Source organism: Microbulbifer hainanensis (assembly GCF_014904735.1).
Taxonomy (GTDB): Bacteria; Pseudomonadota; Gammaproteobacteria; order Pseudomonadales; family Cellvibrionaceae; genus Microbulbifer; species Microbulbifer hainanensis.
This window is the reverse complement of record NZ_JACZCR010000003.1, coordinates 163,650-176,787: the sequence shown is the minus strand read 5'-3', so window position 1 is coordinate 176,787 and position 13,138 is coordinate 163,650. Positions and strand designations below refer to the sequence as shown.

The following is a 13,138-nucleotide window of genomic DNA, read 5'->3' as shown; positions in this document are numbered from 1 at the left end:
CAAAAATGACACAAGCATCCGATCACCGCATGATCGTGGGTCTGGATATCGGCACTTCAAAAGTCGTTGCGATTGTCGGCGAGGTTTCCGGCAACGGCGAACTGAATATCGTCGGTATTGGCTCGCACCGGTCCACCGGTATGAAAAAGGGTGTGGTGGTGAATATCGAATCCACGGTGCAGTCCATTCAACGCGCTGTGGAGGAGGCCGAGCTGATGGCCGGCTGCGAGATTCACTCGGTATATGCGGGCATTGCCGGCAGTCATATACGCAGTCTGAATTCCCACGGGATCGTCGCGATCAAGGATCGCGAAGTAACACAGCAGGATCTTGACCGGGTCATCGACGCGGCGCGTGCGGTGGCCATTCCCGCGGATCAGAAAATCCTCCACACGCTGCCGCAGGAGTTCCTGATCGACAACCAGGAGGGCGTCAAGGAACCGCTGGGCATGTCCGGTGTTCGCCTCGAAGCGAAAGTGCACCTGGTCAGCGGTGCGGTGAATGCGGCCCAGAATATCGAAAAGTGTATTCGCCGTTGCGGCCTGGAAGTGGAGGACATCATCCTGGAGCAGCTCGCTTCCAGCTACGCGGTCCTGACCGATGACGAGAAGGAGCTGGGCGTGTGCATGGTGGATATCGGCGGAGGCACTACCGATATTGCAGTGTTCACCGGCGGTGCCATCCGCCACACGGGCGTTATCCCGATTGCAGGCGACCAGGTGACCAATGATATCGCCATGGCCCTGCGCACGCCGACGCCACACGCGGAAGAACTGAAAATCAAATACGCCTGCGCCCTGGCCAAACTGGCGCGGGAAGGTGAAACCATCAAGGTGCCGAGTGTCGGCGACCGCGCGCCGCGGGACCTCTCTCGCCAGGCGCTGGCGGAAGTGGTGGAGCCGCGCTACGACGAGCTGTTCACGCTGGTACAGGCGGAGCTGCGCCGCAGCGGTTTCGAAGACCTGTGCGCGGCGGGTGTGGTGCTGACCGGAGGCTCTTCAAAAATGGAGGGTGCGGTGGAACTCGCCGAGGAAATTTTCCATATGCCAGTGCGACTTGCCATTCCACAAGGCGTGGCGGGCCTGACGGATATCGTCAGCAACCCGATTTATTCCACCGGTGTGGGGCTGCTGATGTACGCCATGCGCCAGGAAGACAGCAGTGAAGGAAACCGGCCGCGGCCGGTGCGCAATGAAAACCAGTGGTGGGACAAGGTTAAGCACTGGTTCCGGGGCAACCTGTAACCGTGTATCGCGCGGCGTTGTGCAGCCGCGCCGGGTGCAATTGATCGACTCGTTGTATCCGGAAAGATTTTTAGGGACCGAACTATAAATTTTGACATGAGCAAAAAAGGGGAACAGCAATGTTCGAATTAGTCGATAGCGTACAGGATAAACCTGTCATCAAAGTGATCGGTGTCGGCGGCGGCGGTGGTAATGCCGTTAAGCATATGATTGTGAGCGAAGTGGAAGGCGTGGATTTTATCTGTGCCAACACCGATGCCCAGGCGCTGAAAGACATCGAGGCGCGCACCATTCTGCAGCTGGGTAACAACATTACCCGCGGTCTCGGAGCGGGTGCGAATCCGGATGTGGGTCGCCAGTCTGCGCTGGAAGATCGCGATCGCATCGCCGAAGTCCTGCAGGGTGCCGATATGGTGTTCATCACTGCGGGTATGGGTGGTGGTACCGGAACCGGTGGTGCGCCGATCGTAGCGGAGATCGCCAAGGATCTGGGGATTCTGACTGTTGCCGTGGTCACCCGCCCGTTCAAGATCGAAGGCAAGAAGCGCGCACAAGTGGCCGAGGAGGGCATCCTCGAACTGCGTGACAAGGTCGACTCGCTGATCAGCATTCCCAACGATCGCCTGCTGGAAGTACTGGGCAACAAGGTCACCATGAAAGGTGCCTACAAAGAGGCCGACAACGTGCTGCTGGGCGCAGTGCAGGGTATCGCCGATCTGATGATCCGCCCGGGCATCATGAACGTGGATTTCGCCGATGTGCGCACTGTCATGTCCGAGATGGGCATGGCGATGATGGGCTCCGGCTCCGCCGTGGGCGAGAACCGCGCACGCGAGGCCGCGGAAAAGGCGGTGCGCAGCCCGCTGCTGGACAACGTCAATCTGCAGGGCGCGCGCGGCATCCTGGTGAACATCATCACCGGCAGCGAAGAGGGCGGCTGTCAGGAGCTGACCCTGGGTGAATACTCCGAGGTGGGTGAAATCGTCCAGGAGATCGCCTCCGATGACGCTACAGTCGTGATCGGTACCGCCGTTGATGACAAGCTGGGCGACGAAATGCGCGTCACCGTGGTGGCCGCCGGACTGGGCGAGGGCGCACAGCAGGTTGCGCGCCCGACCAAGGTGGTCGACAACACCCGTCGCCCGGAAACGCGCGAAGCCCGCGAACCACAGGGCAGTTCCGCACTGAGCGGACGCGACAGTGTCGAGCCCCGCGCTCGTGCAGAAAGTGAACGGCCGAAGCGCCCCGCACCGAGCCTGAACCCGGCGGATGCGGATATGGAATATCTGGATATCCCGGCATTCCTGCGCCGTCAGGCGGACTGACGGCTGCGCTGAGCTGCTGCGTCGCAGAGGCAAACACACCGCTCATGTCTGCCCGGCCGCAGGGTCGGGCAACGCTTCGGCGGCGTGTGGTTCAGTAGTGCGGGACCGCCGGGTCACTTCCGGCGGTCCCGTGTTTTTGAAGATAGATTCTGGCAGCCTGTTTGCAGGCGGATCCTCCGGGAGCGAAGAGGGTTTGGCTGCAAGCGGGTTTTTTACATTTCAGACTGTTCAGTCAGGGGTTTGTTAACAAATTTTTACAAAGATAAATCGCGATCCCACCTTAAAATGCTGTCATAGGATTGGCGCCGCAGTCTTTGCGCTGAGCTATTCTGAGAATATGGAGCGGCGAGTAGAAGTGACCAACGTACCAATGATGGTTTTGGCGTTAATTTTCTGCTATGATCGCCGGCTTGCTGCGGTCCTCGTACCGCTCACTGACTGGGAAAAGACAGTTACATGATCAAACAGCGCACTCTCAAAAATGCTATCCGCGCCACTGGCGTAGGGCTCCACACCGGCAAAAAGGTCGTACTGACCTTGAAGCCTGCCCCTGTGGATACTGGCATTGTGTTTCGTCGGGTCGATCTGGATCCCGTGGTTGAGATTGAAGCCCGCGCAGAAAATGTGGGCGACACCCTGCTGTCCACGACACTGGTGAAGGACGACGTCCGCATTGCGACGGTCGAGCACCTGCTGTCGGCAATGGCGGGTCTGGGTATCGACAATGCGATTGTCGAACTGAGCGCCCAGGAAGTGCCCATCATGGACGGCAGTGCCGGTCCTTTTGTATTCCTGATCCAGTCTGCTGGTATTCAGGAGCAGTCTGCGGCGAAAAAATTCCTGCGGATCAAGAAGCCGATTACCGTGGAAGAAGGCGACAAAGTGGCCAGCTTCCTGCCGTTCAACGGCTTCAAGGTGACTTTTACGATCGATTTCGATCACCCGGTATTCCAGGGGCGCAACCTGACGTCCTCCGTGGATTTTTCCAGCACGTCTTTCGTGAAAGAAGTCAGCCGGGCGCGCACCTTTGGTTTCATGCATGAAATCGAATATCTCCGCTCCAAGGGGCTAGTGCAGGGTGGTAGCGTGGACAATGCCATCGTGATCGACCAGTACCGCATCCTCAACGAGGGCGGACTGCGCTATGAAGACGAGTTCGTGAAGCACAAGATTCTCGACGCCATCGGAGACCTCTATCTGCTGGGCACCAGCCTGATCGGTGAGTTCCGCGCGCACAAGTCTGGCCACGCGCTCAACAACAAATCGCTGCGCACCCTGATGGCGCAGGAAGATGCCTGGGAAATGGTGACTTTCGAGGACGAACAGGAAGCGCCTATCTCCTACATTAAACCGATTCTGGCGGTCTGAGTCAGAATATAAAAACCGGCACGAAAATTGCCGGTTTTTTATTGCTTGTTAATTCGTGGCAGATGCCTCGGATTGTTGCCCCGGCAAGGACTGGGGTAAAAGTGGGCGCGGCAGGGGAGCTGCGCCCGGGCGGAATTGTGCGGTTGTATCCGTTTTTATCGGCTGGCCAGTGTTACATTGGAACGATTGGTCAGCCCAATGCCATTGGATAGGCGTGAAAACCGAAGCAGGGAAGAAGTGGTCCGGCTTCGCGACGAAGCAAACGAAAACAACAAACAGTCGATTTTCAACACGCCTTTATGAAAGTAATCCTGGTCAATGAGCGCGGCGGAACGCGCAGCTTCAGCTTTGGCGGCCTGAGCAAGGCGCTGCTGGGCCTGTGTCTGCTGGGTTTGCCCGTCGGCGCATTTCTGGCTGGCGCCAATCTTCCGGTGGCCGGTACCGACGTGTTCGACGCGCGTACTGCCAAAGCCTGGAACAAGGCGCTGCGCAAGCAACAGCAGCAGATCGACGAGGCCGATCAGAAAGCGCGCGAGCAGCTGAGCGCCCTGACTGTCAAATTGGCCGAGCTACAGGCTCGACTCACCCGTATCGATGCCCTCGGCGAGCGCCTCACTACCGTGGCGCACCTGGACGAGGGCGAGTTCCAGTTCGACACTCCGCCGGCAGTGGGTGGCCCTGAAGAGACGAATATTCCCGGCAGCGGTGATCTGCCCTATAAGCCGCCACAGTTTATCGATTTGATTGAAAACCTGGCGTCCCAGATCGAAAACCGCCAGATGCAGCTCACCACGCTGGAATCTTTACTGGCCAAGCGCCATCTGCAGGACGAACAGTTCATCGCCGGTCGCCCGATCAAGCGCGGCTGGCTATCCTCCCACTACGGTTACCGCACGGACCCCTTTACCGGTCGTCGCGCATGGCACGGTGGTCTGGATTTCGCCGGCAAAATGGGTTCCGATGTGGTGGCAGTGGCCGCCGGTGTCGTGACCTGGGCCGGGGATCGCTACGGTTACGGCCAACTGGTCGAAATCAACCACGGCAATGGCTACAAAACCCGATACGGTCACAACAGCGCCCTCAAGGTGAAAGTCGGCGATGTGGTGAAGAAGGGACAGATCATTTCCCTGATGGGCTCCAGCGGACGCTCCACGGGGCCGCACGTGCACTTTGAGGTGTACAAGAATAACCGTCCGGTTGATCCTGCCAGCTACATCCGCCGCACCGGCAGATAGCATCTATCCTATCCATACCGCGCAGCCACTAGCTCTCAGAGGAGTTGCTAGTCGTTGCGCCTTCCTGTTTACTTGCACCCCTCAGTTAACCGAGTGTCGGTAGCAATGTTTACCCCCGGGCTCCGGATTTGCCCGCAGCGCAATACAGATTAAGTGGTTCCTACATAATGATTGGCAAACTGATAAAGACGGTCTTCGGCTCAAAAAATGACCGCGAATTGAAACGCATGCGCCGTGCGGTAACGCAGGTCAATGCTCTCGAAGACGAGTACCGCCAACTGGACGATGCGGCACTAAAGGCCAAGACTGACGAGTTCAAACAGCGCCTGGCGGATGGCGCGACACTGGATCAGCTGTTGCCAGAGGCTTTTGCTGCCGTCCGCGAGGCGGGTCGACGCGCCCTGGGCCTGCGGCACTTTGACGTCCAGCTCATCGGTGGTATGACGCTGCACGAAGGGCGCATCGCCGAGATGCGTACCGGTGAAGGTAAGACCCTGGTGGCGACACTGCCGGCCTACCTGAATGCCCTCGAAGGCAAGGGTGTTCATATCGTCACGGTCAACGACTACCTGGCCAGCCGCGATGCCAACTGGATGCGTCCGGTCTACGAATTCCTGGGCCTGACCGTGGGCATCATCGTGTCCCAGCAGCACCCGGAGGAGAAAAAAGCGGCCTACGAGGCTGATATCACCTACGGCACCAACAACGAGTTCGGTTTCGATTACCTGCGCGACAATATGGTTCTGCGCAAGGAAGACCGTACCCAGCGCCCACAGAACTTTGCCATTGTCGATGAGGTGGACTCCATTCTGATCGACGAGGCGCGTACGCCGCTGATCATCTCCGGCGCTGCCGAGGATTCGTCGCACCTCTACCTGGCTATGAACAAGATGGTACCGCAGCTGAAACGCGCGGAAGAAGAGGGCGGCGAGGGCCACTACACGCTGGACGAGAAGACCCGCCAGGTGGAACTGACCGAAGACGGTCACCAGCTGATCGAGGAACTGCTCGGCCGTAGCGGCCTGCTTAAGGAAGATGAGTCCCTGTATGCGCCGGGCAACCTGGGGCTGCTGCACCATGTGCACGCCGCGCTGCGCGCCCACGTGCTGTTCCACAAAGATGTGGACTATATCGTACAGAACGGTCAGGTCGTGTTGATCGACGAGCACACCGGTCGCACCATGCCGGGCCGTCGCCTCTCCGAAGGCCTGCATCAGGCACTGGAGGCGAAGGAAGGTGTGCAGATCCAGAGTGAGAGCCAGACCCTGGCCTCCACCACTTTCCAGAACCTGTTCCGCTTCTACCCGAAGCTGTCGGGCATGACCGGTACCGCCGATACCGAAGCCTTCGAATTCCGCCAGATTTACGATCTGGATGTTGTGGTCATCCCCACCAACAAGCCCAAGCAGCGGGAAGACCTGAACGACCTGGTCTACCTGACGAAGGAAGAGAAGCTGGAAGCCATCATCGAGGACGTGAAGTACTGCCGGGACAAGCAGGCGCCGATTCTCGTTGGTACCGCTTCAATCGAGACTTCCGAAGAGATGTCCCAGCGCCTGAGTAAGGCGGGTATTACACACCAGGTGCTGAACGCCAAGTATCACGAACGCGAAGCGCAGATCATCGCTCAGGCCGGCCGTCCCGGCACCGTTACCATCGCCACCAATATGGCCGGCCGTGGTACCGACATCGTGCTCGGTGGCAACTGGGAGGCGGATGTCGAAGAGCTGCGCCAGCGGGAACAGCGCGAACCCACCGAGGCCGAAATCGCCGCGATCAAGGAAGACTGGCAGAAGCGCCACGACACTGTGATCGAGGCCGGTGGTCTGCACATCATTGGCACCGAGCGCCATGAGTCCCGCCGTATCGACAACCAGCTGCGCGGCCGCGCCGGTCGCCAGGGTGACCCGGGCGTAACCCGTTTCTATCTGTCCCTCGAAGACAATCTGATGCGGATCTTTGCCTCCGACCGGGTGAAGAACTTCATGCAGATGCTGGGAATGGAAAAGGGCGAAGCCATTGAGCACCGCATGGTTTCCAATGCCATCGAGAAAGCCCAGCGCCGCGTCGAAGGCCGCAACTTTGATATCCGCAAGCAGCTGCTCGAATACGATGATGTTGCCAATGATCAGCGTCGGGTCATCTATTCACAGCGCAATGAGCTGCTGGAAGCGGAAAATATCAGTGACACCATTGCCGCCATTCGCGAGGATGTGGTCAACGATCTGATCTCCGGTTTCATACCGCCCCAGAGCGTCGAAGAGCAGTGGGATATTTCCGGCCTGGAACGACAACTGGCCGGCGAACTGGGTATGCAGTTGCCGATCCAGGAGTGGCTGGACGAAGACCGCACCCTGCACGAAGAAAGCCTGCGTGAAAAGATCGCCACCGCGGCCCAGGATGCCTACAAAGCCAAGGTCGAACGGATTGCGGAAACTTCTGGTGATGCCAATTTGATGCCGACCATTGAACGCCAGATCATGCTGCAGGTGCTGGACCAACTGTGGAAAGACCACCTTTCCAGCATGGATCACCTGCGCGCGGGCATTGGGCTGCGCGCTTATGCGAACAAGAACCCCAAGCAGGAGTTCAAGCGCGAATCTTTCCACCTGTTCCAGAGCCTGCTCGAGAACCTCAAGCACGAGGTCGTACGCATTCTCGCCCACGTGGAGCCGATGACCCGCGAGCAGATGGATGAGATGGAAGAGCGACGCCTGGAACAGCAGCGCCAGCAGCAGTTGGAACTGCAACACGCCCAGGCCTCGGCGATTCCGGAACCGGAGGCCGCGGAGATGGCTCCGGAGCCTGCTCGTCGCGGACCCAAGGTGGGCCGCAACGACCCCTGTCCCTGTGGTTCCGGCAAGAAGTACAAGCAGTGCCACGGCAAGCTGGCATCTTCCACTCCCAGCTGATCCCTTCTTTGCCCTCTCTCCCGCTTGCGGGAGGGAGGAGCCCCAGATATCTTTAAGATCTCGTCAGGCCGCCACGGGCTGAACCCCGAAAGCTGTACTTGATTTCGGGTTCCTGTGTTCGTCGGAATGACGGTATTAAGAAAACTCCTCCTACAGGCGTGGCCAGTGGCCGCGAAGAAAATGGTCGACCAGAAACTTCCCCAGATTCCCGGTATCCGTCTCGCCGCCGTTCCGGCGAAAATCAAAAACTGGCAGCGCGACGACCTGCTATTGATTGCCATCGACGAAGGTGCAGCCGTTTCTGCCACCTTCACACAAAACACTTTCTGTGCAGCACCGGTCACCGTGGCCAAAGAACATATCCGCGGTGGTCATATCCGCGCGCTGTTGATCAATGCGGGCAATGCTAATGCGGCGACCGGTGAGCGGGGCCTGCGCGATGCTCGTGCCTGTTGTGTGGCAGTGGCGGATGCGCTGCACATCGAGGAGCAGCAGGTACTGCCTTTCAGCACCGGTGTGATTGGCGAACACCTGCCGTTGCAGAAATTACTGGATGCCATTCCGACGGCTGCGGGCCAATTGCAGGCCGACGGCTGGAATACTGCGTCACGCGCAATAATGACTACCGATACCCGCGCGAAAGCGGCCTCCCGCACAGTAAAAATAGCCGGCGAGCAGATCAGTATCGTCGGTATTGCCAAGGGCGCCGGTATGATTCAGCCGAATATGGCCACGATGCTCGCCTACGTCGCCACCGACGCGGCCATAGCGCAACCTCTCCTCGACGAACTGGTCAGGGAGGCAGTTGCCGCATCTTTTAACCGTATCAGCGTGGACGGTGATACTTCCACCAACGATGCCTGTGTACTGATTGCCAGCAGTGCCACCGGGCCACAGATCGATGACCTTAAGAGCGCAGAATACGCTCTGCTGAAAGCGGCCATCACGGAAGTCCATATCGAGTTGGCCCAGGCCATCGTCAAAGACGGCGAGGGTGCAACCAAGTTTGTCACCGTACAGGTAAATGGTGCAGCCAGCAGTGCTGAGGCCATGCGGGTGGCCTTCGAAATCGGTGAATCACCCCTGGTCAAGACTGCGCTCTACGCGTCAGACCCGAACTGGGGACGGCTGGTCATGGCGATCGGCAATGCCGGCGTCGAGGGACTTGACACCGAAAAGGTGGATATTTTCCTGAACGATATTCAGGTGGTGGAGGCCGGCGGGCGTGCTTCGGACTACACCGAAGAGGCAGGCCAGAAAGTCTTCACTGAGGCGGAATTTACCATCACTGTAGAGCTGGGCCGCGGCGGTTGCAGCGAGCATATCTGGACCTGCGACTTCTCCCACGAGTACGTCACCATCAACGCCGAATACCGTACTTAAGGCGCACGTGATGGAGAAGATTGTACATGTGGCCGTCGGGGTGATCCGGCGCGAAGACGGCAAAATCCTGATTGCCCGGCGACCGGAGCATCTGCATATGGGCGGCCGCTGGGAATTTCCCGGCGGCAAGGTGGAAGCGGGGGAAACAGTTCAACAGGCTCTTGCGCGTGAACTGCGGGAAGAGATCGCCATTGAAGTGACCCAGCTGCAACCCCTGATCGAAATACGCCATGCGTATCCGGAGAAAACCGTGCTGCTGGATACCTGGTGGGTAACGGCTTTTAGCGGTGAGGCCCGTGGCGTTGAGGGCCAGCAGACTCGCTGGGTTACCGCAGAAGAGCTGGAGCAGTTTCAGTTCCCCGATGCCAACCAGCCCATTGTCGACGCGATTCAGGGAGTTGTCGGCGATACGCGGAACCTATAGGCGGCTGGCCGCGGGGCTGCCGCCTTTGCGAAAGTTTGCCCTTTTCAGTGCCGGGTCTTTGATGGATCCAGCTCCTCGCTCAACACATCGTCGTAAACCGGCTCTCCGGCAATCTTGTGCCCCTCGCTGGCCCATTCCCCCAAGTCGATCAGTTTGCAGCGCTCGCTGCAAAATGGCCGGTGTGGAAACTTGCTGTTCCACTCGATCGGTTTCTTGCAGGTGGGACAGTTGAGGGTGGGGCTGGTGGAAGTCGAGGATTTCTTACTCATATCACATCATCAGTCGGTTGTGGCCAGCTTGAGGTAGCGCTGGTGTAGCGGCTCTATTTGCGCCTGCAGGGCGGCCAAGTCGCCGGAATTGTCCAGTATATCGTCTGCTTTTGCCAATCGCTCTTCCCTTGGTATCTGGGCTGCGATTATCTTGCGAATCCCCTCCGGATCACTCTGGTCGCGGTTGGATGCGCGCTCTACCTGCAGATTTTCGGGCACATCCACCACACAGATTCGGTCTACCAATCGGTATTGCCCGGATTCGATCAGCAGCGGTGACTCGAGAATCGCATAAGGGCTGGTACTGGCCGCCAGGGCGCGAACGATTTCCTCCCGGATCAGGGGGTGCAACAGCGCCTCCAGCCAGGTCCTTTCCCCGGCACTTTCGAACACCAGTCCGCGGAGCTTGGCCCGGTCCAGCGCGCCGTTCTCCAGCAATATCTCGGCCCCGAAATGCGCCGCTATGTCCGCCAGCGCCGGCTGGCCGGGTTGCACTACAACACGTGCCGCCCAGTCTGCATCCACCACGTTGATACCTAGTGCCCGGAAAGCGTCCGCCGCTGCGGATTTGCCGCTTCCGATACCGCCGGTTAAGCCGATTGTTAACACTTACTGGCCTCCACAGATCCGCTGCTCGACATTGAAAGTTTATCAGTTCGTTGTGGCGGTCTGTGCCGCTATAACAAAAAAAGGCGAACCGCTCGGCTCGCCTTTTTCTCATTTTTGTTCCGGTGAAGGCCGGTTCCCCGATCGAACCTCAGTGGCCCAACCCGGAATAATCCAAGTACCACCCAACAATCTGGTGGCCCCAGAGCATCGCGATCCAGCCGGCACCGGCCAGATAGGGACCGAATGCGATTGGCAGGTTCTTGTCCCGCCCGGCAAGCGCGCTCCAGGTCAGCCCCGCCACTGCGCCCACGGCCGCAGACAGCAGGATGATCAGCGGTAGCATCTGCCAGCCAAACCAGGCCCCAATCGCCGCGAGGATCTTGAAGTCCCCGGCTCCCATCCCTTCTTTGCCCGTGAGCAGTTTGAAGACATGGAAAACCGACCACAGGGCCAGGTAGCCCGCAATCGCGCCGATAACGGCATCTTGCAGGGATACAAACACCCCCCAGCAATTGATCAGCAGGCCCGCCCACAACAGTGGCAATGTAATATTGTCCGGCAACAGCTGCTTGTCGAAATCAATTCCGGTCAGCGCAATCAATGCCCAGGTAAACACGCATCCCGCCAGAGCCTGCCAGGTGAAGCCCAGTTGCCAGACCACAATGGCGGTCAACAGTCCGGTTACCAGTTCTACCAGCGGATAGCGCTTGGAAATGGCCGTGCCACAGAACCCGCATTTTCCGCCTAACAGCAGATAACTAATTACCGGGACGTTATGCCAGGGCTTGATCTCGGCATCGCAATTGGGACAGTGGGAATGAGGCAGGATCAGATTGAATGGTTCATCCAGTTCTTTCTGCTCGGCCGGATCCGGCTTCATCCCAAAGTAGCTATAAAAGTCGCGCTTGTATTCGCGCTCCATCATGATGGGGAGGCGGTAAATCACAACGTTAAGGAAGCTGCCGATCAGGAGACCTAAAACAAAAGCGCTGCCCAGGAGCAGCGCTTGGTGGGTAAGTATAAATTGTAGCATTGGTGATTATACGACTTGTCCCAATTGGAAGATCGGCAGGTACATGGCAATCATTAGGCCGCCGACGAGAATACCCAGTACTGCCATGATCATGGGTTCAAGCAAGGTGGTGAGGTTGTCGACCATATTGTCTACAGCCTCTTCATAAAAGTCGGCGGCCTTGCCGAGCATATCATCCAGCGCACCGGACTCTTCACCGATAGCGGCCATTTGAACCAGCATAGACGGATATATGCCAGATGCGCGTAACGCTCCATTGAGAGGGATGCCAGTAGCAACCGCATCACGAATTTTCAGTGTGGCTTCTTCATAGACACTGTTGCCTGTTGCGCCGGCGACAGATTTCAGTGCATCAATCAATGGCACACCGGCTGCAAACGTTGTCGAGAGTGTGCGGGCAAAGCGCGCGGCGATGGAGTTGTAGGTAATCATTCCCAGAATTGGCAATTTGAGCACCAATCGGTCAAAAAATTCAGCAACTTTCTTGTTTCTTTTTCGAGCTTCAATCGTTCCGCCGATACTGACAAGGGCGGTGATCAATGCAATAAACCAGTTGGCCTGCATCCATTCGGACATTCCAACAACAAGTCGCGTGAATGCTGGCAGTTCTGCGCCAAAACTGGAAAATGTTTCCGCAAACTGCGGCACAACTTTGATTAGAAGTATCGAGGTAACGACAATGGCCACTACAATTACGGCTATAGGGTAAGTCATCGCCTTTTTAATCTTGGCTTTGAGTTGCTCAGTTTTTTCTTTGTAAGTGGCGATACGAGCCAGCATTGTTTCCAAGGAGCCGGACTGCTCACCTGAGGCCACAAGGTTGCAAAATAGGTTATCAAAGTATAACGGGTGCTTGCGCAATGAATCGGCGAAGGATGTGCCAGAAGCAACTTCATCCCGAATCTTGTAGACAAGTTGCTTTACCCCTTCATTTTCAAGGCCGTCTGCGACGATTTCAAAGCTCTGTACCAGCGGCACACCGGCCTTCATCATCGTGGCCAACTGGCGGGTAAAAAGTGCAATATCAGCGGGTTTGATCTTTTTGTTACCACCGAATAGTGGCTTGGGCTTTTTCTGGACACGATTGGCAATAATTCCCTGTCGGCGTAACTGTGCCTTGATCAGAGCCGGGTTAGAGCCGCTAATCTCCCCCTCGACCTTATTGCCCTTGCTATCTACACCCTTGTAGACGTATGCGACTGCGGTGGCATTGGCCATGGTTGTATTCCCGTATTTATTATCGCGGCTTTGGCGCCGCGCCTTTGTCGTATTTAAATATTGTTATTCCGGAGTAGGCCGGAATCCAGAAACTCGAGAGCTCGGATGTGTGCCCCCA

Annotated in this window: 11 protein-coding genes; 7 read left to right on the top strand and 4 right to left on the bottom strand. The window is 57.7% G+C overall.

All coding sequences use genetic code 11. The features are described 5' to 3' along the window. The first annotated feature begins 5 nt into the window (after positions 1–5). The 7 genes from ftsA to mutT all read left to right on the top strand — a co-directional run bounded on the left by ftsA (position 6) and on the right by mutT (position 9,891). Positions 6–1,244: a cell division protein FtsA gene (gene ftsA, locus IG168_RS01230; protein WP_193161319.1), complete on the top strand. Its 1,239-nt coding sequence runs from the start codon at positions 6–8 to the stop codon at positions 1,242–1,244. A 119-nt stretch (positions 1,245–1,363) separates the two neighbouring features. Further along, complete coding sequence (gene ftsZ, locus IG168_RS01225; protein ID WP_193161318.1) at positions 1,364–2,569, top strand: cell division protein FtsZ; 1,206 nt, start codon at positions 1,364–1,366, stop codon at positions 2,567–2,569. 456 nt (positions 2,570–3,025) lie between these two features. Beyond that, the gene (gene lpxC / locus IG168_RS01220) at positions 3,026–3,937 is read left to right on the top strand and encodes a UDP-3-O-acyl-N-acetylglucosamine deacetylase (protein WP_193161317.1); all 912 of its coding nucleotides are present in this window, start codon (positions 3,026–3,028) and stop codon (positions 3,935–3,937) included. Positions 3,938–4,236: 299 nt separating this feature from the next. Further along, positions 4,237–5,172, top strand: coding sequence for a M23 family metallopeptidase (locus tag IG168_RS01215; RefSeq protein ID WP_193161316.1), 936 nt, complete (start codon positions 4,237–4,239; stop codon positions 5,170–5,172). Positions 5,173–5,339: 167 nt separating this feature from the next. Continuing rightward, positions 5,340–8,084, top strand: a complete 2,745-nt coding sequence (gene secA, locus IG168_RS01210; RefSeq protein ID WP_193161315.1) for a preprotein translocase subunit SecA — start codon at positions 5,340–5,342, stop codon at positions 8,082–8,084. Between the two features lie 165 nt (positions 8,085–8,249). Beyond that, positions 8,250–9,467, top strand: a complete 1,218-nt coding sequence (argJ, locus tag IG168_RS01205; RefSeq protein ID WP_319024635.1) for a bifunctional glutamate N-acetyltransferase/amino-acid acetyltransferase ArgJ — start codon at positions 8,250–8,252, stop codon at positions 9,465–9,467. 10 nt (positions 9,468–9,477) lie between these two features. Next, entirely contained in the window at positions 9,478–9,891 is a 414-nt protein-coding gene (mutT, locus tag IG168_RS01200; protein WP_193161314.1) for an 8-oxo-dGTP diphosphatase MutT, read from the top strand. Between the two features lie 44 nt (positions 9,892–9,935). On the opposite strand, the gene yacG is transcribed toward mutT, so the two are convergent. The 4 genes from yacG to IG168_RS01180 all read right to left on the bottom strand — a co-directional run bounded on the left by yacG (position 9,936) and on the right by IG168_RS01180 (position 13,020). Beyond that, on the bottom strand, positions 9,936–10,160 hold the full coding sequence (gene yacG / locus IG168_RS01195) for a DNA gyrase inhibitor YacG (RefSeq protein ID WP_193161313.1): 225 nt from the start codon (positions 10,158–10,160) through the stop codon (positions 9,936–9,938). 9 nt (positions 10,161–10,169) lie between these two features. Beyond that, on the bottom strand, positions 10,170–10,769 hold the full coding sequence (gene coaE, locus IG168_RS01190) for a dephospho-CoA kinase (RefSeq protein WP_193161312.1): 600 nt from the start codon (positions 10,767–10,769) through the stop codon (positions 10,170–10,172). 148 nt (positions 10,770–10,917) lie between these two features. Beyond that, positions 10,918–11,802: a prepilin peptidase gene (locus IG168_RS01185; protein ID WP_193161311.1), complete on the bottom strand. Its 885-nt coding sequence runs from the start codon at positions 11,800–11,802 to the stop codon at positions 10,918–10,920. Positions 11,803–11,808: 6 nt separating this feature from the next. Beyond that, positions 11,809–13,020 carry a type II secretion system F family protein gene (locus IG168_RS01180; protein WP_193161310.1) on the bottom strand — a complete coding sequence of 404 codons (1,212 nt, stop codon included), beginning with the start codon at positions 13,018–13,020 and terminating at the stop codon, positions 11,809–11,811. Between the last annotated feature and the right edge of the window lie 118 nt (positions 13,021–13,138).

What these genes read in the sequence shown, in the direction of transcription:
- IG168_RS01215 (WP_193161316.1), top strand. Translation starts at nt 4,237, where the DNA reads ATGAAAGTAATCCTGGTCAATGAGCGCGGCGGAACGCGCAGCTTCAGC.
- secA (WP_193161315.1), top strand. Translation starts at nt 5,340, where the DNA reads ATGATTGGCAAACTGATAAAGACGGTCTTCGGCTCAAAAAATGACCGC.
- IG168_RS01185 (WP_193161311.1), bottom strand. Translation starts at nt 11,802, where the DNA reads ATGCTACAATTTATACTTACCCACCAAGCGCTGCTCCTGGGCAGCGCT.
- ftsA (WP_193161319.1), top strand. Translation starts at nt 6, where the DNA reads ATGACACAAGCATCCGATCACCGCATGATCGTGGGTCTGGATATCGGC.
- mutT (WP_193161314.1), top strand. Translation starts at nt 9,478, where the DNA reads ATGGAGAAGATTGTACATGTGGCCGTCGGGGTGATCCGGCGCGAAGAC.
- yacG (WP_193161313.1), bottom strand. Translation starts at nt 10,160, where the DNA reads ATGAGTAAGAAATCCTCGACTTCCACCAGCCCCACCCTCAACTGTCCC.
- IG168_RS01180 (WP_193161310.1), bottom strand. Translation starts at nt 13,020, where the DNA reads ATGGCCAATGCCACCGCAGTCGCATACGTCTACAAGGGTGTAGATAGC.
- ftsZ (WP_193161318.1), top strand. Translation starts at nt 1,364, where the DNA reads ATGTTCGAATTAGTCGATAGCGTACAGGATAAACCTGTCATCAAAGTG.
- lpxC (WP_193161317.1), top strand. Translation starts at nt 3,026, where the DNA reads ATGATCAAACAGCGCACTCTCAAAAATGCTATCCGCGCCACTGGCGTA.